Raw genomic sequence first — 25256 nt, forward strand, 5'->3', positions numbered from 1 at the left:
AGGACCTACAGCGCCGCCGCGATGGCGTCGCCCACCGCGCTGGTGGTGCGGACGGCGCCGTCGCGGGCCTCGACGTCGGCCGTCACGGCCGCCTCGATCTTCCGGGCGGCGCCGGCGAAGCCGAGGTGGTCGAGCAGGAGCGCCGCGGAGAGGATGGCCGCGGTGGGGTCGGCCTTCTGCTGGCCGGCAATGTCCGGGGCGGACCCGTGGACCGGTTCGAACATGGACGGCGCGGTGCGGTCCATGTTGAGGTTGCCGGAGGCGGCGAGGCCGATCCCGCCGGTCACGGCTGCCGCGAGGTCGGTGATGATGTCGCCGAACAGGTTGTCGGTGACGATCACGTCGAAGCGGGCCGGATCGGTGACCATGAAAATCGTGGCGGCGTCGACGTGGAGGTAGTCGTGCGTGACCTCGGGGAACTCCTGGGCCACAGCCTCAACCGTGCGCTTCCAGAGCTGGCCGGCGAAGACCAGGACGTTGTGCTTGTGCACCAGCGTTAGCTTCTTGCGGGGGCGTTCGTTGGCCCGGCGGAACGCATCGCGGACCACGCGTTCCACGCCGTGGGCCGTGTTCACGGAGACCTCGGTGGCCACCTCGTGGGGGGTGCCGGCGCGCAGTGTGCCGCCGTTGCCCACATAGGGGCCTTCGGTGCCCTCGCGGACCACGATGAAATCGATCTTGCCCGGGTTGGCGAGCGGGCTGCCGACGCCGGCGTACAGGCGGGAGGGCCGCAGGTTGACGAAGTGGTCCAGGCTGAAGCGCAGCTTGAGCAGGAGCTCACGCTCGATGATGCCGGACGGGATCCGGGTGTCGCCGGGGGCCGCCCCGACGGCGCCGAACAAGATGGCGTCGCGCGTGCGAAGATCGGCGAGGGTGGCCGCGGGCAGGGTCTCCCCCGTCTCGAGCCAGTGCTCCGCGCCCAGCTTGTAGTGGGTCTGCTGGAGCACGATCCCCTCGGCGGCCGCGGCCTTCTCAAGGACCTTCAGGGCTTCGGCCGTGACCTCCGGACCAATGCCGTCGCCCGGGATGACTGCCAGATCAATCGTGGATGCGCTCATGTTTTCAGCGTAGCCAAGTGATCCACATTCTGGTCAAGTCGTCTCACTATCCGATCATGCCTCCTGACGAAGAACGCTCCCACACCCCAATTCAGGGGTGCGGGAGCGTCAGGCGGCKGACCGGCTCAGGCCTCGGCGGGTTCCTCGTACTTCGGGAACACCGGGGCCGGGGCCGGCAGTTCCGTGCCGGCGACGATCGGCGAGCCGACGGCCGTGAACTGGCGCGCCGCGCCTTCTGGCTGGCCGAGCGTGTGCAGGATCGCCGCCGTCGCCGTCGGCATCACCGGCTGGGCCAGGATCGCGACGATCCGCAGCACCTCGAGCGTCACGTAGAGCACCGTGTTCATGCGTTCGACGTCGGTCTTGCGCAGCACCCAGGGAGCCTGCTCGGCGAAGTAGGCGTTGGTGTCCCCCAGGACAGTCCAGATGGCCTCCAGGGCGCGGCTGAACTCCTGCTTCTCGAACGCGGCCCGGGCGGCGTCCAGCAGCCCGTTGGCCTGGGCCAGAATCGCGGTGTCCTCGGCCGAGGACGCGCCCGGCGCGGGCACGCGGCCCTCGCAGTTCTTGGCCACCATCGACAGCGACCTCTGGGCCAGGTTGCCGAAGTTGTTGGCGAGGTCGGAGTTCATCCGGCCCACGATTGCCTCGTGGTTGTAGTTGCCGTCCGCGCCGAAGGGGACCTCGCGCAGGAAGAAGTAGCGCACCTGGTCCAGGCCGTACTGGGCCACGAAGTCCGCGGGCGCCACCACGTTGCCCAGCGACTTGGACATCTTGACGCCGTTGTTCTGCAGGAAGCCGTGGATCATGATCCGCTTCGGCAGCTCCAGTCCGGCGCTCATGAGGAACGCCGGCCAGTAGATGGCGTGGAAGCGGGAGATGTCCTTGCCGATCACGTGGACGTCGGCCGGCCAGAACTTTTTGAAGGAACCCGAGTCGACGTCCGGGTAGCCGACCCCGGTCAGGTAGTTGGTCAGCGCGTCGACCCACACGTACATGACGTGCTTGTCGTTGCCGGGCACGGGAACGCCCCAGTCGAAGGTGGTGCGGCTGATGGACAGGTCCTCCAGCCCGCGCCTGACGAAGCTGATGACCTCGTTGAAGCGGGACTGCGGGGCGCCGAATTCGGGGTGGGCCTCGTACAGCGCCAGCAGTTTGTCCTGATAGGCGGACAGCCGGAAAAAGTAGCTCTCCTCGGCCGTCCAGGTGACCTCGGTGTCCGATTCGCGCGAGTAGCGGATGCCGTCGTCCTTGACCACGGTCTCGTCCTCGACGTAAAACGCCTCGTCGCGGACCGAATACCAGCCCTCGTACTTGGACAGGTAGATGTCCCCGTTGGCCTCCATCTTCTTCCAGATGGCCTGCGACGCCGCGTAATGGTCGGCGTCCGTGGTGCGGATGAAGCGGTCGTACGAGACTCCCAGGGCGGCGTGCGCCCCCTTGTAGATCTCGGCGTTCCGGTCCACCAGTTCCTTGGGCGTGACGCCTTCCTTCTCGGCGGCCTGGGCGATCTTCATGCCGTGCTCGTCCGTTCCGGTCAGGAAGAAGACGTCGTACCCGTCCAGGCGCTTGAAGCGGGCCATCGCATCGGTGGCGATGTACTCGTACGCATGGCCGATGTGCGGCACCCCGTTGGGGTACGTGATGGCCGTGGTGATGTAGAACGGGGTCTTATCAGTTGAAGTCACGGTCTAAATCTAGATCAGTTCTGTGAGGGTATCGCTCTGGCGGACCAGTTCGTGGTCATGTGAAGCCACCAGCACGGCAATGCCGTCCGAGGTGGTGTCCTTGAGGATGCTGATGATGCGGTTGGCCGCGGCACGGTCCAGGCTGGCCGTGGGCTCGTCGACCACCAGGACGCGGGTGCCGAGGATGAGCGCCCGGGCGATCGCCACGCGCTGGCGTTCACCGCCGGAGAGCTGCGCCGGGCGGTGGCGCATGCGCCGGCCGAGGCCCACGAGGTCCAAAAGGTCCTTGGCCATGTCGCGGCGCTGCTCAACCTCGCCGTCGGGCACGGCCGGCAGCAGGACGTTCTCGAGTGCGCTCATCCCGTCGATCAGGGCGCCGCCCTGGTCCACGTAGCCGATCAGGGCGCGGCGGCGGTCGGCGATCTCGTCGTCGCCCATGGTCTCCAGCGAGTCGCCTTCCCAGAACACCCGGCCCGACGTCGGCAGGGTCAGTCCCGCGCCGACGGTCAGGATGCTGGTCTTGCCCGAGCCGGAGCGGCCCGCGACGCAGTGCATTTCGCCGGCGTGCAGCGTCATGTTGAAGTCGTCCACCACGTTGACGGCCTCGGCACCGCCCTTGCCGCCGCCGTAGTGGATGGTGATGTTGCTCAGTTCCAGCGGCGTGGCGTGGTCCGTGGCCTTCACGATCGTGTTKGCGCGGGTCTTGTGTGCACCGCGACGGGTGCTGGCGGTCATCCGGTCGTGTGCCTCCCGGTCAAGGTTCAGCTCGTTAGTCATTGGACCACTTTCGTTGCAATCGGAATCCAGCAAAGTACAGCTACGAGACCGGCAATTGCGGCCCACAGCGCGGCATAGGGGGCGAGGAGGAGGCCGATGCCGAGGGCGCCCACGACACCGAGGGGCAGCGCGACGGTTCCCACCATGGCGTTTTCAAAGAAGCGGACCTGGCCCAGCATGTCAGGGTTCCAGCCCATGGCCCGCAGCGTGCCGAGGTACTGGCGCTTGGCCTGCAGCTCGAAGCGCCCGGTGACCATGGTCAGCAGCAGCCCGACGGCAACGCCGGACACAGCCAGGATGATGCTCGGGAGCGCGATGCTGGCCGCGGCCAGCCCGCTGAGGGCGCTGGCGCCGGCGGCCCGGGGAATGTCGATCAGCAGGGCGACCAGTCCGCCGACGGCCGCGGCGAAAACACCGACGGCAACGGCGAGTGAGATGGTGTTGAACTTGTTGGCGCTCAGCTGCCGGTTGGCGAAGGTCAGCGGGGAATCGACCGCAATGAGCCGTTCATCGTGTTGCGGCTCCTGGTCCACTACCTCGCGGTGGCGCAGCTGCTGCGCAGCGACGAACGCCGCACCTACGTACAGCACCAGGACCGACGCCGAGACCACCGCGGTGGCGGTGCTCCAGCTGATCAGGCTCAGGGCGATTCCGGCGACGGCCAGCAGCGCGGCGCCGACGCCGAATTCGGCCAGCACCCAGGAGCGGATCCTGCGCTGGGTCCAGCCCATGGCACGCAGGGTTCCGGCCTCGCTGCGCCGTTTGCGGATGTAGCTGACGGTGGAGGCGCCGGTCAGGAGGGCGGCGCCGCAGAGGGTCAGGAACAGCAGGGTCAGGTTCGTGGCGGTCAGGGAGCCGGAAACGGCGTCCGCGGCGTCCTGGCGGACCCACGACTGCTGCACGGTGCCCAGCGGCGATTCCTTGCCGGCGTCGTCCTTGGAGTAGCCGGGAACGGCGATGCTGGCGTCCTCGCGGGCCGAACCGGCCACCACGGTGGCCTGCAGGCCCATGTCGCGGATCTCGTTGGCGAGCTTCTCCACCTCGGGCTGCGCCTGCTTCCAGCTGCCCGGAACCTTGGCGCGGACCCGGACGGCGTCGATCACGGAGGCGTTCTGCTCATAGCCGCGGGCGGCGGCGAGGCCGTAGAAGTCGGTGATGGCACCGGCGGACTGGCTGACCAGTCCCGTGGCGCTCAGCGAAGGCTTGAGCTCGGTGTTGACGTCGGTGCCGGACGCATCCTTGGTCAGGGTGAACGGCGCGGGGTCGTAGCCGCCCAGGGGCAGCCGGTTGACGTCGCCGGCGGCATCCTTGACGCTCGCGGCGTCGAACGTGCCGTAAACCATGGCCAGCGGCGTGGCCAGCTTCTTGCCGGTTTCGAGGTTCTCCCGGTAGGAGCGCTCATCGACAGGATTGCGCTGGGTCTGGTCGACGGCGGCACCGTTGGCGGCCTTGTCCGGCAGGCGGTTCACGGTGACCCAGTCACCGGGCGAGGCGCTCTTGTCCACGGCGCCGTTGGCGGCGGTTTCGCCGTCCTTGTACGCCGGGGCGGCGGCAAAGTTGGTGCTCCAGGTGGCGGGGTTGTAGAGGCCCTGGCTGAAGGAGCCGGTGTCGCCCATGAGCTGGGAGAGGTCCTTGGACCCGGGCCAGGCGAGGGCGAACGGGGACTTCGAAACGAACGGCAGGTAGTCCTTGTCCAGCGAGCGGGTCACGGTGCCGACGTCGTTGGTGACGTTGCCGGAGTCGTCGATTTCCTCGATCTTGACCGAGTACTTCAGATCCACGGCGGTGCCGGAGCGGACGATCAGCGGGATGGCCTGCGAATCGGCGGTGAGCTGGCCGTCACGCTTGGCCTGCTGGTACTGGGTCATCAGCGGTGCCCAGTACTTGAGTTTGACGCCGAGGAAGTCCGGGCCTTCCTTGAGTTCGTCCATGGAGATGCCGTTGGTGAAGAGGCTCTCGAAGTGCCGGCCAATGGCGCCGGCGTTGCGGGCGTCCGCGGGCGGGGCTTTCTCCAGCGGGGCCAGGAAGTCACCGGCCGTGCCGAGCAGTGCGCGTTCGGAGACGGGGTCGACGGCGACGACGGACTCGGTCACCTGCGGCGCCATGGGCAGGGAAACGGAGAGGTTGAATAGGTTGTGCTCGGAGCCGCCGGCCGGGGTGGGGAACTTGATGCCGGTCTCGCCCTCCGGGCCCTGGATGCGGACGTTCTGGCCGCCGGCGACCTGTTCCTGGATCAGCTTCGCCTTGCCGACGGAGCCCTCGGCCGTGGTCTTGAACAGGGTCTGGTCCGAGTGGCCGTCGGAGCTGACGGCGCTGGCGGTCAGACGGTACTTCTTCGGCGTGTCGCTCAGCACCGATTCCGCGGCCGGCCACTTGCTCGGGTCCGTGGCGGTCGGGTCGCCGGAAGTGCCCGCGAGGCCCGCGTTGAAGCCGAGGTAGTCGGTGGCATCCAGCCGCGGCGATTCCAGGTTCTGCGTCACGCGCGAGACCAGGCTGATGGGCGCGGCCACCGAGGTGCCGGAGAGCTTGCGGATCGAATCCAGCTGCTCGAAGCTGACGCCGCCCTGGCCGGTGGCGATGTCCGGCTGCATCAGGCCGCCGTTATCATCGGCCTTGGCCTGGACCAGGACGTCATAGAGCCCCCGCGAGTTTTGGTCCACGGTCCTGTTCAGCGCCGCCTGGGACTGACCCTGGACGAGCACGGACAGGCACATGGCCACGATCAAAATGGACGCGGTCAACAGAAGCACTCTGCTTCTGATGAACCTCTGGACGGCGTTCATTGGGCTCCTGAAAGCTGGATTGCGTGCGCACGCCGCAGTTCATTTCCTGCGGAATTGAGGGCGTCCCGTGCCGGGCGTGCAAAAGTAAAGGCCGGTCTGCCGGCCGCGGACCGAAATTCGGTCCTAGCCATTGTACGCAGACCGGCCGGCCGCTTGTGGCCGCCGGCGGCGGTCATGCCGCCGCCGGCGGCCTGCGGGGAGGATTTTAGTCCTCGAGGTCAACCTCACGGACCATGTCAGCGCCGATCCCGGCCTTGATCGCGTCAAGGACCTGCTGGGGAACGGAGCTGTCGATGGTCAGCAGGGCCAGCACCTGGCCGCCCTCTGTCTGGCGTGCCACCTGCATGCCGGCGATGTTGATGTTGTTCATGCCCAGGATGTGGCCGATTGTGCCGATCACGCCGGGGCGGTCCGAGTAGGCAACCACCACGAGGTGTTCGCTGATCGGGATCTCCACCTCGTAGCCGTTGACGCCGACCAGTTTCTGGATCTGCTTCGGGCCCGTCAGGGTTCCGGCGACGGAGATCTGGCTGCCGTCGCTGAGGGCGCCGCGCAGGGTCAGGACGTTGCGGTACGACTCGGTGTCCGGCGTCGTGATGAGCCGGACGTTGATGCCGCGCTGCTCGGCGATCACGGGGGCGTTGACGTAGGAGACCTGCTCGGTCACGACGTCGGCAAAGATGCCCTTGAGTGCCGCGAGTTCCAGCACCTTGACATCGAGCGAGGAGATCTCGCCTGCCACCTCGACGTCGAACTGCGTGAGGGAGGCATGGGTCAGCGCGGTGAAGATGCGGCCCAGCTTTTCCATCAGCGGGATGCCGGGGCGGACGTCCGGGGCGATGACGCCGCCGGCGACGTTGACGGCGTCGGGGACCAGTTCGCCGGCCAGGGCCAGGCGGACGGACTTCGCGACGGAAACGCCGGCCTTTTCCTGGGCCTCGTCGGTGGAGGCGCCCAGGTGCGGGGTCACCACGACGTTGTCGAGCTTGAAGAACGGCAGGTCGGTGCTGGGTTCCTTGGAAAAGACGTCGACGCCGGCGCCGGCGATGTCACCGGCCTGCAGCGCGGTGTAGAGGGCTTCCTCGTCCACCAGGCCGCCGCGGGCGACGTTGACGACGTACGCCGTGCTCTTCATCTTCTTGAAGGCGTCGGCGCCGAGCATGCCGACGGTCTCCGGGGTCTTGGGCATGTGGATGGTGATGAAGTCCGACTGTGCAAGGAGCTCATCGAGGGTCACCAGCTGCACGCCGAGCTGGGCGGCCCGGGCGGAGGTGATGTAGGGGTCGTACGCGAGGATCTTGGTGTCGAAGCCCTTCAGGCGGGCCGCGACCAGGGCGCCGATCCGGCCCAGGCCGATGATGCCGATCTTCTTCTCGAAGAGCTCGATGCCGGTGTACTTGGAGCGCTTCCACTCCCCGTCCTTGAGGGCGGAGCTGGCCTGCGGGATGTGGCGGGCGAGGCTCAGGATGTGCCCGACGGTCAGTTCGGCGGCGGAGACGATGTTCGAGGTCGGCGCKTTGACCACCATGACGCCGGCCTGCGTGGCCGCTTTGATGTCGACGTTGTCCAGGCCGACGCCGGCGCGGGCGATCACCTTGAGGTTCTTGGCGGCGGCGATGGCCTCGGCGTCCAGCTGGGTGGCGGAGCGGACCAGGATCGCGTCGACGTCGGCGATCGCGGAGAGCAGCTGGGAACGGTCGGAGCCGTCAGTCTGGCGGATTTCAAAGTCCGGGCCGAGGGCCTCGACTGTGGCGGGCGAAAGTTCCTCAGCGAGGAGTACGACAGGTTTGGTGCTTGTCACCGGTGACCTCTTTAGCTCTCTTGTGTATCTGGTGGGGATTTTGGTGAATCGGGTGATGCTGGTGATGCGCGTGGTGCTGGACAGCAGGGAAGCCGGACCCCAGGATGTGGTGTCCGGCTCCCCTGCCGGGCAATGCCTAGCGGGCGACTGAACCTTCGGTGTAGTCGTCCTCGTTCTTGATCCAGGAGAACAGCTTGCGCAGTTCGCGGCCGGTGGCCTCGATCGGGTGGTCCTCACCCTTCTTGCGCAGGGCCTTGAACTCCGGCGCGCCGGCGTCCTGGTCATCGATGAAGCGCTTGGCGAAAGTGCCGTCCTGGATGTCCGCCAGGACAGCCTTCATGTTTTCCTTCACCTGCGGGGTGATGACGCGCGGGCCGGAGACGTAGTCGCCGTATTCCGCGGTGTCGGAAACGCTCCAGCGCTGCTTGGCGATGCCGCCTTCGACCATGAGGTCGACGATCAGCTTGAGCTCGTGCAGCACCTCGAAGTAGGCGACCTCGGGCTTGTAGCCGGCCTCGGTGAGGGTCTCGAAGCCGTACTGGATCAGCTGCGAGGCGCCGCCGCAGAGGACAGCCTGCTCGCCGAAGAGGTCGGTTTCGGTCTCTTCGGTGAAGGTGGTCTCGATGACGCCCGCACGGGTGCCGCCGATGGCCTTGGCGTAGGACAGGGCCAGTTCCTTGGCCTTGCCGGACGGGTTCTGCTCGACGGCGATCAGGTCCGGCACGCCGCGGCCGGCTTCGAACTCGCGGCGCACGATGTGGCCCGGGCCCTTGGGGGCAACGAGGGCGACGTCGACGTCGGCCGGGGGCTGGATGTAGCCGTAGCGGATGTTGAAGCCGTGGCCGAAGAACAGGGCGTCGCCCGGCTGCAGGTTCGGGGCGATGTCCTCGGCGTAGACGTGGCGCTGGACCTGGTCCGGGGTCAGGACCATGATGAGGTCGGCCTCGGCGACGGCGTCGGCAACGTTCAGGACCCGCAGTCCCTCGGCCTCGGCCTTGGCACGGGACTTCGAGCCTTCCTTCAGGCCGACGCGGACGTCAACGCCGGAATCGCGCAGGCTGAGGGCGTGGGCGTGGCCCTGGGAGCCGTAACCGATGACGGCGACGGTGCGGCCCTGGATGATCGACAGGTCGGCGTCGTCGTCGTAAAACATTTCAGTCACTGGGGTGTCTCCTTTTGAGTGGATTCTTCGTAGATATTCTCTGTGGTGCTGCGGTACAACGGGGCGCCTCCGTCTATGCGGTGTCTTAGGCGCTGCGGAGGGCCCTGTCACTCATGGAGCGGGATCCCCGCCCAACTGCCAAGGTGCCGGACTGCACGATTTCGCGGATGCCGAAAGGCTCCAGCACTGACAAGAGTGCCGTGAGCTTCTCGGGGTGGCCCGTTGCCTCAATGACCACCGACTCTGTGGAGACGTCGACCACTGAAGCGCGGAACAGGTCTGCAGCCTGGGTGACCTGCAGGCGTGTTGCGGCATCCGCACGTACCTTGACCAGGATGTGGTCGCGCTGTACGGAAGATTCTGAGGTGAGCTCGACGATCTTGATCACGTTGACCAGCTTGTTCAGCTGCTTCGTGACCTGCTCGATCAGCTCGCCATCGGCGTCGACCACCACGGTCATCCGGGACATGCCCGGGACTTCGGTGGGGCCGACGGCCAGGGAATTGATGTTAAAGGCCCGGCGGGCGAAGAGGCTGGCGACGCGGGTCAGCACACCGGGCTTGTCTTCGACCAGAACGGACAATGTGTGGCGGGTCATGTTCAGTCCTCCTCTTCCCATTCCGGGGTCATGTTGCGGGCAACCTGGATCTGGTCGTTGCTGACCCCGGCGGGGACCATCGGCCACACCATCGAGTTGGGGCTCACGACGAAGTCGATGACCACCGGGCGGTCATTGATCTCCAGGGCCTTCTGGATGGTGGCGTCGATGTCTTCGTCGCGTTCGCACCGGAAGGCAGCGCAGCCGTAGGCGTCCGCCAGCTTGACGAAGTCCGGGATGCGGACCGTGTCATGTCCCGTGTTGAGGTCGGTATTGGAGTAGCGGCCCTCGTAGAACAGGGTCTGCCACTGCCGGACCATGCCGAGGGAGGAGTTGTTGATGATGGCGACCTTGATCGGGATCTTGTTGATCGCGCAGGTGGCCAGTTCCTGGTTGGTCATCTGGAAACAGCCGTCGCCGTCGATCGCCCAGACCACGCGGTCCGGTTCGCCCACCTTGGCGCCCATGGCCGCCGGAACGGCGTAGCCCATGGTGCCGGCGCCGCCGGAGTTGAGCCAGGCGTGCGGGCGTTCGTACTTGATGAACTGCGAGGCCCACATCTGGTGCTGTCCGACGCCGGCGACGTAGACGCCCTCGGGTCCGGTCAGGGCGCCGATGCGTTCGATGACGCGCTGGGGGGCACTGAGCCCGTCCTCGGGTTCGGTCCAGCCGAGCGGGTAGGTTTCCTTGAGGTTGTTAAGGAACGCCCACCAGGTGGTCAGATCCGGGGTGCCGAAGGCCTCGAACTGCAGGCGCAGGGCCTCGGTCAGCTCCGGGATGATCTCCTTGACCGAGCCAACGATCGGGACGTCGGCCGTACGGTTCTTGGAAATTTCCGCCGGATCGATGTCGGCGTGGATGACCTTGGCGTTCGGGGCAAAGGACTTCAGGATGCCGGTCACGCGGTCATCGAACCGGGCGCCGAGGGTGATCAGCAGGTCCGACTGCTGCAGGGCCGTCACGGCGGAAACCGTGCCGTGCATGCCCGGCATGCCCACGTGCTGCGGGTGCGAGTCCGGGAACACGCCCCGGGCCATCAGGGTGGTCACCACGGGAGCGCCCGTCAGCTCAGCGAGTTCGCGCAGTTCGGCCGAGGCGTGGGCCTTGACCACACCGCCGCCGACGTAGAGCACGGGCTTGCTGGCACCGGCAATGAGCCGGGCGGCCTCACGGACCTGCTTGCTGTGGCCGCGCACCACCGGCCGGTATCCCGGGAGATCGATCTTGGGCGGCCAGGAGAACGTCATCTGGCCCTGCTGGGCGTCTTTGGCGACGTCCACGAGGACCGGGCCCGGGCGTCCGGTGGAGGCCAGGTGGAAGGCTTCGGCCATCACATGCGGGATGTCGTTGGGGTCGGTGACCAGGAAGGAGTGCTTCGTGATCGGCATGGTGATCCCGACGATGTCCGCTTCCTGGAAGGCGTCGGTGCCGATCACCCCGCTGGAGACCTGTCCGGTGATGGCCACTATCGGCACGGAGTCCATGTGGGCATCCATGATGGCGGTGACGAGGTTGGTGGCACCGGGGCCCGAGGTGGCGATGCAGACGCCAACCCGTCCGGTGACCATGGCGTAGCCTTGCGCGGCGTGGCCGGCTCCCTGTTCGTGACGGACCAGAACGTGGTTCATTTTGGAGGCCATCAAGGGGTCGTAGGTGGGCAGGATCGCGCCACCGGGCAAACCGAAAATGTCCTGGACGCCGAGTTCTTCGAGCGAACGGACAATTGCTTGCGAACCGGTCATGACCGTCGGGGGTACGACGTTGTTCGGTCCGAGGACAGGAGAGACGGCAGCAGAGTCGACGCCGGCGTCAGCCGGACGTTCGACGCGTTCCGGAGCCTTGTGGGCTCCAGTGGACTTGGTGGCCATCAGCGAGGGGCTGATCGGCGATCCTTTGCTCATCGGACTCTTCCTTTGTGGATCTTCGGTGATCGTGGAACTACGGTGTCTTACTGGTGGTGCGGCTGGTGATGCAGGAAATAAAAAAACYCCTCAGCCGGCGGGCTCTTCGAGGGGTTGCGCGTGACGGTTCGTTACCAGTGAAGGCTATTGAGCCACGCGCTTGGTAAGTACGACGACGACGCCGGCGGTAACGATCTCGATCATGCGTTCAGTTTTCCCTCTGAGTGAGACAGGTGTCAACGGGCCCGGCCTCTGTCTCACTATTTGGACAACACTGTCCACTGATTGGTCCTCCTAGTTTCCCTCTTGCCTTGGACGCCAAAACGGCGAGCCGCCCAATTTGGCGGCAGGCGGGAGTCTCCTACCCCGAGTGGACGGCGCGGACGCCGCCCACTCGGGGCCCCTCGGAGCCTCCCTTATTAAGCGTGGTCACCCACGCTTAGAGAATCAGCCGCAGTAGGCGCCGGTGGAGGCGCTGTGGACGAGCTTGGCGTACTTGGCGAGGACGCCCTTGGTGAACTTGGCCGGGAGCGGCTCCCAGCCGACCTTGCGGGCCTCGAGCTCGGACTCGTCGACCAGGAGGTCGAAGGTGCGGGCCGCGATGTCCACGCGGATCCGGTCACCGTCCTTGACGAAAGCGATGGGGCCGCCGTCGACCGCTTCCGGCGCGACGTGGCCGATGCACAGGCCGGTGGTTCCGCCGGAGAACCGTCCGTCGGTCAGCAGCAGGACGTCCTTGCCCAGGCCAGCGCCCTTGATGGCGCCGGTGATGGCGAGCATCTCGCGCATGCCGGGGCCGCCCTTCGGGCCTTCGTAGCGGATCACCACGACGTCGCCCTTATGGATCTCGCCCTTGTCCAGGGCGTCCAGGGCACCCTGTTCGCGCTCGAACACGCGGGCCGTGCCCTCGAAGACGTCGGCGTCGAAGCCTGCGCTCTTGACGACGGCGCCTTCAGGGGCCATCGAGCCGTGCAGGATGGTGATGCCGCCGGTCTTGTGGATCGGGTTGTCCAGTGCACGCAGGATCTTGCCGTCCAGGTCCGGCGGGTTGATCGCGGCGAGGTTCTCCGCCACGGTCTTGCCGGTGACGGTGAGGCAGTCGCCGTGCAGCAGGCCGGCGTCGAGCAGGGCTTTCATGATCACCGGCACGCCGCCGATCTTGTCGACGTCGGTCATCACGTAGCGGCCGAACGGCTTGAGGTCGCCCAGGTGCGGGATCTTGTCCCCGATCCGGTTGAAGTCTTCCAGCGTCAGCTCCACCTCGGCTTCGCGGGCGATCGCGAGCAGGTGCAGCACGGCGTTGGTGGAACCGCCGAAGGCCATGGTGACGGCAATCGCGTTCTCGAACGCCTTGCGCGTCATAATGTCCCGGGCCGTGATGCCCAGGCGCAGGAGGTTGACCACGGCCTCGCCGGACTTGTGCGCAAAGGCATCGCGGCGGCGGTCCGCGGAGGGCGGTGCGGCGGAGCCGGGCAGTGACATGCCCAGGGCCTCGCCGATGCAGGCCATGGTGTTCGCCGTGTACATGCCGCCGCAGGCGCCTTCGCCCGGGCAGATTGCTTTTTCGATGCGGTCCAGGTCCTCGCGGCTCATCTTGCCGGCCGCGCACGCGCCGACGGCTTCAAACGCGTCGATGAGGGTGACTTCCTTTTCGGAGCCGTCCTCAAGCTTGACCCAGCCGGGCATGATGGAGCCGGCATAGAGGAACACAGAGGCCAGGTCCAGGCGGGCCGCCGCCATCAGCATGCCGGGCAGCGACTTGTCGCAACCGGCCAGGAGCACAGAGCCGTCGATCCGTTCGGCCTGCATGACCGTCTCGACCGAGTCGGCAATGACTTCGCGGGACACCAGGGAGAAGTGCATGCCCTCGTGGCCCATGGAGATGCCGTCGGAGACGGAGATGGTGCCGAACTGCATCGGGAACCCGCCGCCGGCGTGGACGCCTTCTTTGGCGCCCTGGGCCAGCCGGTTCAACGAAAGGTTGCAGGGGGTGATCTCGTTCCACGAGCTCGCCACGCCGATCTGCGGCTTGGCGAAGTCGTCGTCGCCCATGCCGACTGCCCGGAACATGCCGCGCGCCGGGGCGGCGTGGATTCCATCGGTAACGACCCGGCTGCGGGGCTTGATGTCCGGCTTGGTGTCTGCTGCTGTTTGGGTGTCCTGACTCATGGCTCAAAGTCTAGGGCTCCGCCGCAGACGCCAACGACCCCACAACGGAGCGTTAAGCGGAAAACCGGGAATATTTCGATCAAATAGTGGACTCTCGTCTCACATCATGAACCGCGAGGCCGGTTTGCCTCAGATCCGGTGAGCCGTGTCACGCAGTTCCGGGGCTTCGGCGACACTCTGGGCTTCGGCCTTGAGCATCGCCAGGACCTGCTGGATGGTGGTCCGGGCCGCGACATCCGGACGGGCCAGCGCAACGATGCTCCGGCTCGCCTTCACGCCCTTGAGCGGGCGCAGGACGAACCCCCGGCCCTGGTTGCTGACCGCCGTGTACCGCGGCAGCAGGCTCAGCCCATGCCCGGCGCTGACCAGGGCTTCCAACACCCGCAGATCCGGGAACTGCTGGGCACGGACGGCTTGCGAGTCGGCACGCACCTCGATCTGGCGCAGCACGGTGTCGAAGGGAAAGCCCTCGGGAACTCCCATCCACGGGAAGCCGACGACGTCCTCGGCGCACAGCGTGGCCTTGCCGGCCAAGGCGTGCCCGGCCGGCAGTGCCACATCCAGCGGTTCGTCCAGCAGCGGCACCACAGTCAGGCCCTGGCCGCCGAAAACCTCCGGACCGTCGACGCTGTGCGCCAGGACGATGTCGTAGTCCGCGGTCAGCCCGGCGAACCCGGCAACGCCCGGGTCCTCGAAATGCGCTTCGAACCGCAGCCCTTCCACGGACTTGACCCGGTGGAGCATGCCCGGAAGGAACATCTCCGCGGCGCTGGGAAAGAAGGCCGCCACCACCCTCGTCTGCCAGCCGCGCCGGTACGTGTCGATTGTTGCTTCTGCCCGCGCCATGGCCGTCGACACGTCGGCGGCGGCCCCGGCCATGGCCAGCCCTGCCTCGGTTAGCCGAACTCCCCGGCCGGACTTCTCCACCAGTACGACGCCCAGTTCCTCCTGCAGGGTCTTTAGCTGCTGCGACACGGCCGATGGCGTGACCTTCATGGCCTCGGCGGTGGCGCCGACGGTCCCCCGGCCGGCGAGTTCGCGCAGAATCTGCAGTCGCTTGAAATCCATGAGGCGAGGCTACACGCCGGGGCCAGGTTTGATTGCTGGACAGCCGGCTTCGCCCGGACGTAACGTCAAGCATCGGCAACCCATGCCTCCTGGACTGAAAGGCTCTGCTATGGACTGGATAGTCTGGCTCGTCGTCATCATCGTGGTGGTCGCTGTCATTTGGTGGCTGCTGAACCGCAATAAGAGCCGCCCGGGCGCAGGATCCGCATCCGCTGCAGGCACCGGCACCAGTACCCCGGCCGGCACTTCTGCCGGTCCGACGGCGGCGGCAGGATCTGCTGCCGGTCCGACGGCGGCAGCCATGGCCGCGCCGGACGCAGCGCCGGCGCCTGAGCCGGCCGCGACTGCCCGGGAGTCGGCGCCCGCCCCCGAGGCGCCCGAGTCCCCGGCGGCCACAGCCGCCCCTCCGATCGAGCCGGCCGCCACCGAGGCGGCACCGGAAGCAGCAGGCACATCGGGCAATGCCGAGTGGGAGACCCAGTGGTCCGAGACCGCCCCGCCGGCGGACACCCATACTCCAGCGGCCCATTTTGATCCGGCCCACGGCGCACACGCTGCGGCGGCGGAACCTGGTGCGGGTGCGGAACCGGCAGCCGCGGCGGGCCTTCCGGTCCACCACCCCGAATACACCGAGCCCCACGCGCCGACGCTGCCCGGAGCCGAATCGGCAGCCGCGGAACCGGTCGAGGACGAAAACGCCGCTGCCGGCGGCACCGGCACTGTGTCCGGTACCGGCAGGAGCACGAGCACCGGCACTGGCACCGGCACTGGCACCGGCACCGGCACCGGCACCGGCACCACGATGCCTGCCGCGGCCGGCCCCGTGACGCAGCCCGCGCCCCTCCCTGGCGCAGAAACGATGCAGACAGCAGCATCGTCCGCGGCGGCCGAGGCCTCCGCAAGCCACACGGCCGAGCCCACCGGCCATCTGGCCACTGAGCAGCCCTACGGCGAGGGGTCAGCGGCTCCGGCGGCGGACGGAAGCGGCCCCGAAGGATTCACCGTCAAGGGCAATGCCTCGTCGATGATCTACCACGACGAGACCAGCCCGGCGTATGACGAAACCCGGGCGGAAGTGTGGTTTGCCTCCGCGGCGCACGCCGAAGCGGCCGGGTTCCGGCCGCCGCGCCGGACGCGGCAGTAGCCGCCGGCCCGGCCGGCGTCCCGCACGTTCTCACCATCTCCCTTGATGCTCCCCCGCTTCGCTGGCAGGCGCTTCTTTTCCAGGGCAGCAGCCCGGGCCACCGCCCTGGCCGTTGCGCTGTTGTTCCTGGGCGCCTGTACAGGTGGCGGCCCAACCACGCCCGTGGTTCAGTCAGGCGACGGCACCGCAACCGGCCCAGCAGCCACACCGCCTGAACCGACCGTTGCGGGCCGGATCGACGGGCTGAAACTGCCGTGGTCCACGGTCTACCTGCCCGACGGCACCGCGGTGATCTCCGAGCGCGACACCGCACTGCTCAGGACCATCAAAGGCGGCCAGCTGGGTACGCTCGGCAAAGTGCCCGGCGTCGTACCCGGCGGAGAAGGTGGCCTCTTGGGCCTTACCCTTTCCCCCGACTTTGCCGCGGACCGGTACCTTTACGCGTACTTCACCGCGCCGGCGGACAACAGAATCGCCCGCATGCGGCTGGAGGAGCGCGGCGGCCGGCTGGAGCTCGGTGCCCTGCAACCCGTTTTCACCGGGATTCCAAAGGCCGGCACGCATAACGGCGGACGGATCCGCTTTGGGCCCGATGGCTTCCTGTATGTGGGAACGGGCGACTCGCAGCGCCGCGAACAGCCGCAGGACAGCGGCGCCCTGGGCGGAAAGATCCTCCGCCTCACCGCGGACGGCCGGCCGGCGCCGGGAAACCCGTTCGGCGAGAACCCGGTCTACAGCCTTGGCCACAGGAACGTCCAGGGGCTGGCCTGGGACAGCGCGGGCCGGCTGTGGGCCAGCGAATTCGGCCCCGACGTCAACGACGAGCTCAACCTGATCGTGCCCGGCGGCAACTACGGCTGGCCGGACGTAACAGGCGCCCCGCACCGCTCCGGCTTCCTGGACGCCAAAGTGGTGTGGCCGTCGACGGCGGAGTCGTCCCCCAGCGGACTGGAAATTGTCGGCAGCACCGCCTACCTGGGCGCCCTGCGCGGCCAAAGACTCTGGATTGTTCCCCTCAGGGGCGAATTTGCCGAAGATCCTGTGAGCTATTTCACGCGAGAGTACGGCCGGGTTCGCAACGTTTCACTCGCTCCTGACGGCCGGCTATGGCTCCTCAGCAACGGCCAAAACCCTGATTTTGCGCTGATTTTGGACCTTCACAGCTAGCCGCAACCGGCCCGCACCCTCCGATTTCACAGGACAGCCAATCTCGTGTAGAGTTTCATGTCGTTGCGGAGAACAACGAGGGAAATAAAAAGCCCGCGGTGAACGAAAACAACAGATGCACCTCTAGCTCAACTGGCAGAGCAATTGACTCTTAATCAATGGGTTCCGGGTTCGAGTCCCGGGGGGTGCACCACCGAGAATCCCCGTCCTGCAGGCCTACCGGCCCGCGGGACGGGGTTTCTTTTTTGTTGGCGAAAGCAGCCTCACCGGGCCCAGCTTCCCGACCGGCCGGAGGTGTAACCCTACGATGGTGAGGATGAACTCCATCCGGAAGGCCTGTTACGTGTCCGCCGTGGCAGTGGTGCTCGGGGCATCGCCTCTCGTCCTGGCGTTGCCCGCAGCGGCCGATCCTTGCGGGCCAGCCGGCCTCCTCCCGGCGAAATTCTGTCCGGCACGGCCGACGCCGGGGCCGCCGGCCGCCTCCCCGACGCCCAGCCCGACTGTCCCGGGCAACGTTGCCCCGCCACCGTCGGGAGCCGTGCCTCCCCCAGCACCCTCCCAAAGGCCGACGCCAGCGCCGTCCCAGGGGCAGCCCGTCCAGCCCCCGCAGGTCCCGGCGCCGCCGACGTCGGACCCAGTTCCAGCAGCGGACCAAGACAATGCGGCCCCACCGGCCACGGCGTCTGTTCCGGCTGCTGTCACGACTGGGACCTCCGCGCCTCCAGCGGCGGATGCGAGCCAGCACCCGGACCCCTCAGCGGAGCAGCCGCTGGGTGCCGTGGGCAGCCAAGGTGATTCGGGACCGGACGGGCAGCTCGGCATAGCCGGGTCCCTGCTGGCACTAAGTGGCCTCCTCATCGGGCTCTCCGCGGCAATTGGCCTCCGCCGGCCGGCCCAACCGTGAATCGGCCGCCGGACCGTCACATTTCGGCTGTCACACTTCAATGTGGGGTCGGCGGCCGTCGAGTCACGCCGTGTCCCTAGACCTTCTCGCGGGGCCGGTCAACTACCGTGTCCGGCTCTTCGACTGTGAACTCCTTGCTGCGGCGCGGGAAGCCCCAGAACCTGCTGTCCTTTGCCTCCACGCGGGGCTCCGGGCGATCCTCAGATTCCTTTGCGGCATCCTTCCGGACATCCCGCCAGGAATCCCTGTTGTACGGATAGCACATCACTGACCTCCTTCATGGTGATTGCCCTTTAATCGTCCCTCCGATGCGGTGGCGCGTCGATACTCCGGGCCTGCCCATTTCCGCCTGAACGGCGAGCCGGGCCTGGGGTTCTCTGGGAGCTGTCCGTCGACGCCGCGCGGTCTTCCCGCCGCCATGGGCCGCGGCTAGACTCGACCCAACACACCGGCAAATGGGGGAATCATGGATTTCGTCAGTCTCGACAACACCGGTCACCGCCGCTGACGGCCACTCCCCGCGCTCACAGCCGTCCCCATGTACCCTCTGACCTAGAGAACCAGAGAGTGCATGGAACAACCGCACTCGCCCTGCCACGCCCCGCCCCGCCCCGCCCCACGAAGGATGAACAGCCATGACCGTCCCGCCCAACGCTTCAGCCCCTGGCCCGGGCTGGTATCCAGACCCTGCCGGCTCCGGCCGGCTTCAGTGGTGGAACGGTTCGGCCTGGACCGGGCAGTTCAGTGCACCCCAGTTCCATGCGGCGCCGGCCCAACACCCGGTGGCACTGCGCAGGCGCATCAGTGACCGGACGCCGGTCTACAACCCGTACATCTGGACGATTGTGGCTCTGCCGCTGGTCTCGCTCATCCTGCTCATGTTCTGGAACCCGGCGCTCCGGCTGCGAACCGTGGGCACGCGGCAGATCCCGACAATTGATCCGGCGTCGATCTTCACGGCGCCGTATTTCCTCCTGGTGGCCACCAGCTTCGTGATCTTCGGCGTGTCCGCACTCCTGGCTTATCTGGACTGGGACCGGCTGCGCAAGGACGGCGTGGTCCGTCCGTTCCACTGGGCGTGGGTGTTCCTCAGCCCTGTGCTCTACGTGATTGGCCGCTCCGTGATTGTCCACGAGGTGGCCCCGCGGCGCGGGCTGGCCCCCGTGTGGGCCACCATCAGCGTCACTCTGCTCACCGTGGTGCTCACCGGACTCAAGATGTCCGCCATCTTGGCCACCCTGGCGAACCAGGCCGCGACGATATAGGACTTCGTCGGGCGAGGTTGGCCTGAGGGATGTGCAGCCCCTTGAGCCGGCGGCTAGTTCAGCGGGGCGGTCTCGGCGGCAACGCCCGACTCGGTAGCGGCACCCGGCGCCGCAGCGGCGCCCGGCTCGGCGCCCGTAACGATGGCCGTGGCCTCCGGGGACGTGGATTTGGTTGCCAGCACCCTGACCACGGCCTGGAGCTCCTGGCGCAGCAGATCCGGGTCAATGGGCGTCGCGGCGAGCACGGAGCGTTCCATGTCGGCGGCCGCCGTGACGGCCTGGCGCCCCTGGTCAGTCAGCGACACCACATGGCTGCGCCGGTCGGAGGTGCTGCGCTGCCGCGAAATGTGGCCGTGCGCTTCCAGCCGGCTCAGTGTCTTGCCCATGGTCTGGGCCTGGACCCGGACGAGTTGGGCCAGTTGGGCTTGTGTCATAGGCCCATTCGCCGAGAGCACCTCCATGGCGATCACCCCGGCATGGGTCAGGCCAATGGCCCCCAATTTTTCGTTCCAGGAGTGTTCTACAAGACGTGCTGCCGTGGACAATAGGCGGCCCGTGGGCCAGCGATCCATATCAGGCATACCCAAGAGTATAGCGAGCAGCGGATTCGTCCGGCGCCGATCGCCTCACTAGGCTGGATGATCACCCCACTTCACGACACACCTCACCAAGGAGATACCCGTGCCTGAGCAACTCACCGCCGGTGCCACAGCACCGGATTTCACCCTCAAGAACGCCGAAGGACAGGACGTCAGCCTCCGCGATTTCCGGGGCCGGAAGACAGTGATCTACTTCTACCCGGCGGCCGCCACACCCGGATGCACCAAGCAGGCCTGCGATTTCCGGGATTCCCTCGGCGCGCTTCAGGCCGCAGGTTATGACGTGGTGGGCATCTCCCCTGACCCTGTCCGGAAGCTTGCGGCCTTCGCGGCCGCCGAAGGGCTGACCTTCCCGCTCCTCTCCGACGAGGACCACTCCGTTGCCGAGGCGTACGGGGCCTGGGGCGAAAAGAAAAACTACGGCAAGACCTACCAAGGCCTCATCCGTTCCACCATCGTTGTCGACGCCGACGGCCAGGTCGCCGTCGCGCAGTACAACGTCCGGGCCACCGGGCATGTCGCCAAACTTCGCCGGGACCTGAAACTCGACGCCGGATAGGTACAATAGAGCCTGGCGTCCGCCGCCGGGGTTCTTATCCCGGGACGACGACGGCGCCGCGCGCGAGTGGTGAAATTGGCAGACACGCAGGATTTAGGTTCCTGTGCCTTCGGGCGTGGGGGTTCAAGTCCCCCCTTGCGCACAGAGAGAACCCCGGTCTTCGGACCGGGGTTCTCGTGGTTTCCGGCGTTATTCCGGGGTTTTTCAGGAGTTTTGAAGAGGCCAAAAAGAATTTCACATCCGCACCCATCCGTTTCCTCCGAGCAGCCGAATACCCATTGAGACACCAACCAAGGGTCGGTGCCCAACAGTCGGGAAAGGGCCGCAGCGGCAAAGTTCGCCGCCGGCAAACATCGGCACAACAAAGGAGAAACCGAAATGCAGAACATCAAGCGCACCACGTTCGCCGTTGCAGGTATCGCAGCTGCCGCCATGCTCAGCCTCAATGCCTGTGGTGGGGCCACCGCCTCGTCGGCCCCCGCCTCCTCGGCACCGTCCTCCGCACCGGCGGAATCCAGCATGGCATCCCCTTCCACGACCGCCTCCGCCGCAGCCATGGATCCGGCCGCCAACCTTGTCGGCTCCGGTTGCGCCGCCTACGCCGCCCAGGTTCCCAGCGGTGCCGGCTCCGTCTCCGGCATGGCACTTGACCCGGTGGCCACCGCGGCGTCCAACAACCCGATCCTCACCACCTTGACCGCCGCTGTTTCCGGCAAGCTCAACCCCAAGGTCAACCTGGTGGACACGCTCAACGGCAGCGAATTCACCGTCTTCGCCCCGACGGATGACGCCTTCAAGAAGATCGACGCCGCCACGATCGAGGCCCTGAAGACGGATGACGCCACGCTGAGCAAAATCCTGACCTACCACGTAGTCCCCGGCAAGATCACCCCGGACCAGATCGTCGGCACCCACAAGACGGTTCAGGGCGGTTCGGTAACGGTAACCGGCACCAAGGATGCCCTCAAGGTTGACGACGCCAACGTTGTCTGCGGCGGCGTCCAGACTGCCAACGCCACTGTCTACATGGTCGACTCAGTCCTGATGCCCAAGTAGGCAGCTTCAAGCCCTCCTGCCCGGCTCCAGCCTGACTCCCTGGACCACTAGGAGAAGCGAAGGCCCGCACCCCCAGGTGCGGGCCTTCGCTTTTTGTGGTGCCGTGCCGCAGGGGGCTGATGGCAGGAGACGGTGTGCCACAAAAGCTGGCGGACCCGGCCGTCAACTAGACTGGGGCTGTTCCGCAGCCGGCGGACCATCCAGTTCTTAGAGGTGATTCTCGAGTGCCCAGCAGTACAGTGCCCAGCAGGACAGTGCGGCGGATTGCCGCCGGCATCGGGGCCGCTCTCCTTGTGCTGCCGCTGGCGTCCTGCACGGGCAATCTCGGCCCGGCACCCAGCTCCGCAACCGCCTCTCCCACCTCCACCGCGGCACCCACCGCGGTCTTCACCTTCGGCACCGGCTCGGAGCCGCTGGGGCTCGATCCTGCCCTGGTCTCCGACGTCGAGTCCTACCGCGTCACCCGGCAGGTCCTGGAAGGCCTCGTTGGCGTGGACCAGACCACCGGCCAGCCCACGCCGCTTCTGGCCACCGAATGGTCCCAGAGCGATGAAGGCCGGACCTACGAGTTCAAGCTGCGCGAGAACGTCACGTTCCAGGACGGGACGAAGTTCGATGCCGCCGCGGTCTGCACCAACTTCAACCGCTGGTTCAACTTCTCGCAGGCCCTCCGCGACCAGGCCACGGGCACCACATTCAAGGGTGTGTTCAAGGCCCATGCGGACCAGGCCCCGCTGTCCATCTACAAGAGCTGCACCGCGGTGGCGCCGGACAACGTGCGGATCGGCCTCAGCCAGCCCTTCACAGGATTTCTCCAGGCGCTCACCCTCCCGGCCTTCGCGATCTCTTCGCCCAAGGCCCTCGCCGCCGGGAACGCGGACGTCCTGAACCAGAACCGGGGCGGGCAGCCGGTGTCCGCCTACGGCCTCCACCCGGTGGGCACCGGACCATACGTCTTCGGCTCCTGGGACCCGGGCAGCGTCACCCTGGGCAGCAACAAGGACTATTGGGGCGAGAAGGGACAGATCGGGACCATCAAGTTCGTGACCTACGATCACCCGCAGACCCGGATGCAGGCACTCCTGGAAGGCAAGATCGACGCGTACGACGCCGTCACTGTGGGAAACTTCGACCAACTGGTCAAGAGCGGAAAGCAGATCATCCAGCGGGACCCCTTCTCCGTGATGTACCTGGGCATGAACCAGGAAGTCCCTATCCTGCAGAACCTCAAGGTGCGCCAGGCGATCGAGATGGGGCTGGACAAGGACACGCTGATCCGCCGGTTCTTTATCGACAACACAGCCCAGGCGTCCCAGTTCGTTCCGCCCAAGCTCAGCGGCTTCAACAACAACGCCGCAGCGCTGGGCTACAACCCGGGCAAGGCCAAGGAACTCCTGGCCGAGGCCGGCTACAAGGGTGAGGAGCTGAAGTTCTACTATCCGCTCAACGTCACCCGGCCCTACCTGCCGACACCGGAAAAGGTGTACGCCGAAATCAGCCGGCAACTGACCGCCATCGGGCTCAACATCAAGCCCGTGCCCGTGGACTGGGCAGACGGCTACCTGCAGAAGGTCACCTCTCCGGGCGACCACGCCCTGCACCTGCTCGGCTGGAACGGCTCGTATTCGGACCCTGACAACTTCGTGGGCCCGCTCTTCGGCGAGAACACCGGCGAATTCGGCTACCAGGATCCCCAGGTCTTCTCCAAGATCGCCCGGGCCCGGGGCTTGCCGGACGGCAAGGACCGCACTTCGCAGTACCAGACCATCAATGGGCAGATCGCGGCCACGGTGCCCGCGGTTCCCATTGCCTTCCCGATCTCGGCACTGGCGCTCTCGGACCGGGTCCTGAAGTACCCGGCGTCGCCGGTGCTTAATGAAGTTTTCACAAAGGTCGAGCTAAGGCCTTGACGCCCGGGGTCAATTTCAGTTAGTGGGCGGTGCGGGATATTCTGTGACAGCCAGAGCCGCTGCTATCGGAGACTGATTGTGACTTTCATTTCCAAGACCCAACATGCCGACGTCGTCCTGATTGGCGGCGGCATCATGAGCGCCACGCTCGGTGCTTTCATCAAGCAGCTTGAGCCGAACTGGACCATCTCGCTGTTCGAGAAGCTCGACGAACCCGGGCTGGAAAGCTCCGGCCCGTGGAACAACGCCGGCACCGGACACGCGGCGCTGTGTGAGCTTAATTACTCCCCCGCAGCCAAAGACGGCTCGGTGGACCCCGGCAAGGCCCTGAACATCAACGAACAGTTCCAGCTGTCCCGCCAGTTCTGGTCCCATCTCGTCTCGAATTCCCTGATCGGCTCCCCCAAGGGCTTCATCAACACCGTTCCGCACATGAGCTTCGTGATCGGCGAGGACCACACCAAGTTCCTCCGCACCCGCTACGAGGCCCTCAAGCCGAACCCGCTGTTCCGCTCGATGGAGTATTCCGAGGACCACGCCCAGATCGCCAAGTGGGCACCGCTGATCGTCAAGGGCCGCGACCCGAAGCAGCGGGTCGCGGCAACCCGCGCCGCCGAGGGCACCGACGTCGATTTCGGTGCCCTGACCCGCGAGCTGACCACGTACCTGGGCAACAACGGCGTGGAGATCAACTACGGCCACAACGTCAGTGACATCAAGCGCGCGTCCGGCGGCGGCTGGGACCTGGCGCTCAAGCACCCGCGCTCCGGTGAGCACGGCTCCATCCACGCGAAATTCGTGTTTGTCGGTGCCGGCGGCGGCGCCCTTCACCTGCTCCAGGCCTCCGGCATTCCGGAAAGCAAGGGGTTTGGCGGTTTCCCGGTCTCCGGCCAGTTCTTCCGCTGCACCGACGAGGCCCTCGCGGCCCAGCACAGCGCGAAGGTCTACGGCCAGGCATCCGTCGGCGCCCCGCCCATGTCCGTGCCGCACCTGGACACGCGCTACGTCAACGGCAAGCGCTCCCTGCTGTTCGGCCCCTACGCCGGTTTCTCCACGAACTTCCTCAAGAACGGCTCCTACCTGGACCTGCCGCTGTCCATCCGCCCCTCCAACATCATCCCGATGCTGGCCGTGGCCAAGGACAACATGGACCTCACCGCCTACCTGATCAAGGAGGTCGCCAAGCGCCACGGCGACAAGGTCGAGGCCCTGCGGGAGTACTACCCCGAGGCCCAGGACGGCGACTGGGAGCTCATCACCGCCGGCCAGCGGGTCCAGATCATCAAGAAGGACCCGAAGAAGGGCGGCGTGCTGCAGTTCGGCACCGAGGTCATTGCCGGACGCGACGGCACCATCGGCGCCCTGCTCGGCGCCTCCCCCGGCGCGTCCACGGCCGTGCCGATCATGATCGAGCTGCTCCAGAAGTCGTTCCCCAAGAACTTCAAGGGCTGGCAGTCCAAGCTCAAGGACATGATGCCCGGCTACGGCATCAAACTCAACGACAACCCTGAGCTCGCCGCGCAGCTGGAGGCCCAGACAGCCAAGACGCTGCAACTCGAACAGGTCACCGCCCGCAACTAAGCCGGGGCCGGGCCACGGCTGGTCTACACTGCTGGTTTGGGACCGCTGCAACTCGTTGACGTCCCCGTT

The 25256-nt window shown here is 66.7% G+C and carries 19 protein-coding genes and 2 tRNA genes; 9 read left to right on the forward strand and 12 right to left on the reverse strand.

Going from position 1 to position 25256, the window contains the following annotated elements; genetic code table 11:
* Positions 1–5 precede the first annotated feature (5 nt).
* The 10 genes from AC1D2F_RS10620 to AC1D2F_RS10665 all read right to left on the reverse strand — a co-directional run bounded on the left by AC1D2F_RS10620 (position 6) and on the right by AC1D2F_RS10665 (position 15002).
* Entirely contained in the window at positions 6–1058 is a 1053-nt protein-coding gene (locus tag AC1D2F_RS10620; protein WP_364748037.1) for a 3-isopropylmalate dehydrogenase, read from the reverse strand.
* 125 nt (positions 1059–1183) lie between these two features.
* Positions 1184–2743 carry a methionine--tRNA ligase gene (gene metG / locus AC1D2F_RS10625; RefSeq protein WP_476966690.1) on the reverse strand — a complete coding sequence of 520 codons (1560 nt, stop codon included), beginning with the start codon at positions 2741–2743 and terminating at the stop codon, positions 1184–1186.
* Between the two features lie 9 nt (positions 2744–2752).
* Positions 2753–3520 carry an ABC transporter ATP-binding protein gene (locus AC1D2F_RS10630; protein ID WP_414645550.1) on the reverse strand — a complete coding sequence of 256 codons (768 nt, stop codon included), beginning with the start codon at positions 3518–3520 and terminating at the stop codon, positions 2753–2755.
* Positions 3517–6303, reverse strand: coding sequence for an ABC transporter permease (locus tag AC1D2F_RS10635; RefSeq protein WP_364748041.1), 2787 nt, complete (start codon positions 6301–6303; stop codon positions 3517–3519). The genes AC1D2F_RS10630 and AC1D2F_RS10635 overlap by 4 nt, the downstream gene beginning before the upstream one ends.
* Positions 6304–6508: 205 nt before the next feature.
* Positions 6509–8104 carry a phosphoglycerate dehydrogenase gene (gene serA / locus AC1D2F_RS10640; protein ID WP_476966691.1) on the reverse strand — a complete coding sequence of 532 codons (1596 nt, stop codon included), beginning with the start codon at positions 8102–8104 and terminating at the stop codon, positions 6509–6511.
* Positions 8105–8240: 136 nt separating this feature from the next.
* Positions 8241–9266, reverse strand: a complete 1026-nt coding sequence (gene ilvC, locus AC1D2F_RS10645) for a ketol-acid reductoisomerase (protein WP_026538933.1) — start codon at positions 9264–9266, stop codon at positions 8241–8243.
* A gap of 85 nt (positions 9267–9351) precedes the next feature.
* Positions 9352–9864 carry an acetolactate synthase small subunit gene (gene ilvN / locus AC1D2F_RS10650; protein WP_018773531.1) on the reverse strand — a complete coding sequence of 171 codons (513 nt, stop codon included), beginning with the start codon at positions 9862–9864 and terminating at the stop codon, positions 9352–9354.
* 2 nt (positions 9865–9866) lie between these two features.
* A complete protein-coding gene (locus tag AC1D2F_RS10655) occupies positions 9867–11765 on the reverse strand; it encodes an acetolactate synthase large subunit (RefSeq protein ID WP_364748045.1) in 1899 nt (632 codons plus the stop codon).
* Between the two features lie 447 nt (positions 11766–12212).
* Entirely contained in the window at positions 12213–13934 is a 1722-nt protein-coding gene (gene ilvD, locus AC1D2F_RS10660; RefSeq protein WP_229994596.1) for a dihydroxy-acid dehydratase, read from the reverse strand.
* Positions 13935–14063: 129 nt separating this feature from the next.
* The gene (locus AC1D2F_RS10665) at positions 14064–15002 is read right to left on the reverse strand and encodes a LysR family transcriptional regulator (RefSeq protein ID WP_229994595.1); all 939 of its coding nucleotides are present in this window, start codon (positions 15000–15002) and stop codon (positions 14064–14066) included.
* A gap of 109 nt (positions 15003–15111) precedes the next feature.
* Here AC1D2F_RS10665 and AC1D2F_RS10670 point away from each other — a divergent pair, with 109 nt between their 5' ends.
* From AC1D2F_RS10670 to AC1D2F_RS10680, 3 genes are all read left to right on the forward strand, one after another.
* Positions 15112–16146 carry a sunset domain-containing protein gene (locus AC1D2F_RS10670; RefSeq protein ID WP_229994594.1) on the forward strand — a complete coding sequence of 345 codons (1035 nt, stop codon included), beginning with the start codon at positions 15112–15114 and terminating at the stop codon, positions 16144–16146.
* 45 nt (positions 16147–16191) lie between these two features.
* Positions 16192–17313 (forward strand): PQQ-dependent sugar dehydrogenase, encoded by a 1122-nt coding sequence (locus AC1D2F_RS10675; protein WP_476966692.1) that lies wholly within the window; start codon positions 16192–16194, stop codon positions 17311–17313.
* Positions 17314–17430: 117 nt separating this feature from the next.
* Positions 17431–17506: transfer RNA gene (locus AC1D2F_RS10680), tRNA-Lys, on the forward strand.
* A gap of 787 nt (positions 17507–18293) precedes the next feature.
* On the opposite strand, the gene AC1D2F_RS10685 is transcribed toward AC1D2F_RS10680, so the two are convergent.
* Positions 18294–18482 (reverse strand): hypothetical protein, encoded by a 189-nt coding sequence (locus AC1D2F_RS10685; RefSeq protein ID WP_229994592.1) that lies wholly within the window; start codon positions 18480–18482, stop codon positions 18294–18296.
* Between the two features lie 370 nt (positions 18483–18852).
* Between AC1D2F_RS10685 and AC1D2F_RS10690 the strand changes: the two genes are divergently transcribed.
* The gene (locus tag AC1D2F_RS10690) at positions 18853–19482 is read left to right on the forward strand and encodes a DUF2510 domain-containing protein (protein WP_229995742.1); all 630 of its coding nucleotides are present in this window, start codon (positions 18853–18855) and stop codon (positions 19480–19482) included.
* Positions 19483–19535: 53 nt separating this feature from the next.
* Here AC1D2F_RS10690 and AC1D2F_RS10695 read toward each other — a convergent pair whose 3' ends face one another.
* Positions 19536–20054, reverse strand: a complete 519-nt coding sequence (locus AC1D2F_RS10695) for a MarR family winged helix-turn-helix transcriptional regulator (RefSeq protein ID WP_356815854.1) — start codon at positions 20052–20054, stop codon at positions 19536–19538.
* 109 nt (positions 20055–20163) lie between these two features.
* Here AC1D2F_RS10695 and bcp point away from each other — a divergent pair, with 109 nt between their 5' ends.
* From bcp to AC1D2F_RS10720, 5 genes are all read left to right on the forward strand, one after another.
* The gene (gene bcp, locus AC1D2F_RS10700; RefSeq protein WP_229995737.1) at positions 20164–20640 is read left to right on the forward strand and encodes a thioredoxin-dependent thiol peroxidase; all 477 of its coding nucleotides are present in this window, start codon (positions 20164–20166) and stop codon (positions 20638–20640) included.
* A gap of 60 nt (positions 20641–20700) precedes the next feature.
* Positions 20701–20782: transfer RNA gene (locus tag AC1D2F_RS10705), tRNA-Leu, on the forward strand.
* A 236-nt stretch (positions 20783–21018) separates the two neighbouring features.
* Positions 21019–21696: a fasciclin domain-containing protein gene (locus AC1D2F_RS10710; RefSeq protein WP_476966693.1), complete on the forward strand. Its 678-nt coding sequence runs from the start codon at positions 21019–21021 to the stop codon at positions 21694–21696.
* 254 nt (positions 21697–21950) lie between these two features.
* On the forward strand, positions 21951–23606 hold the full coding sequence (locus tag AC1D2F_RS10715; protein ID WP_414645559.1) for an ABC transporter substrate-binding protein: 1656 nt from the start codon (positions 21951–21953) through the stop codon (positions 23604–23606).
* A 78-nt stretch (positions 23607–23684) separates the two neighbouring features.
* Positions 23685–25187: a malate:quinone oxidoreductase gene (locus tag AC1D2F_RS10720; RefSeq protein WP_364748052.1), complete on the forward strand. Its 1503-nt coding sequence runs from the start codon at positions 23685–23687 to the stop codon at positions 25185–25187.
* Positions 25188–25256: the final 69 nt, after the last annotated feature.

It is taken from the genome of Arthrobacter sp. P1_B3, assembly GCF_056406615.1.

What these genes read in the sequence shown, in the direction of transcription:
- AC1D2F_RS10685 (WP_229994592.1), bottom strand. Translation starts at nt 18,482, where the DNA reads ATGTGCTATCCGTACAACAGGGATTCCTGGCGGGATGTCCGGAAGGAT.
- AC1D2F_RS10655 (WP_364748045.1), bottom strand. Translation starts at nt 11,765, where the DNA reads ATGAGCAAAGGATCGCCGATCAGCCCCTCGCTGATGGCCACCAAGTCC.
- AC1D2F_RS10695 (WP_356815854.1), bottom strand. Translation starts at nt 20,054, where the DNA reads ATGGATCGCTGGCCCACGGGCCGCCTATTGTCCACGGCAGCACGTCTT.
- AC1D2F_RS10665 (WP_229994595.1), bottom strand. Translation starts at nt 15,002, where the DNA reads ATGGATTTCAAGCGACTGCAGATTCTGCGCGAACTCGCCGGCCGGGGG.
- AC1D2F_RS10620 (WP_364748037.1), bottom strand. Translation starts at nt 1,058, where the DNA reads ATGAGCGCATCCACGATTGATCTGGCAGTCATCCCGGGCGACGGCATT.
- AC1D2F_RS10635 (WP_364748041.1), bottom strand. Translation starts at nt 6,303, where the DNA reads ATGAACGCCGTCCAGAGGTTCATCAGAAGCAGAGTGCTTCTGTTGACC.
- ilvN (WP_018773531.1), bottom strand. Translation starts at nt 9,864, where the DNA reads ATGACCCGCCACACATTGTCCGTTCTGGTCGAAGACAAGCCCGGTGTG.
- AC1D2F_RS10690 (WP_229995742.1), top strand. Translation starts at nt 18,853, where the DNA reads ATGACCGTCCCGCCCAACGCTTCAGCCCCTGGCCCGGGCTGGTATCCA.
- AC1D2F_RS10710 (WP_476966693.1), top strand. Translation starts at nt 21,019, where the DNA reads ATGCAGAACATCAAGCGCACCACGTTCGCCGTTGCAGGTATCGCAGCT.
- ilvD (WP_229994596.1), bottom strand. Translation starts at nt 13,934, where the DNA reads ATGAGTCAGGACACCCAAACAGCAGCAGACACCAAGCCGGACATCAAG.
- AC1D2F_RS10675 (WP_476966692.1), top strand. Translation starts at nt 16,192, where the DNA reads ATGCTCCCCCGCTTCGCTGGCAGGCGCTTCTTTTCCAGGGCAGCAGCC.
- AC1D2F_RS10670 (WP_229994594.1), top strand. Translation starts at nt 15,112, where the DNA reads ATGGACTGGATAGTCTGGCTCGTCGTCATCATCGTGGTGGTCGCTGTC.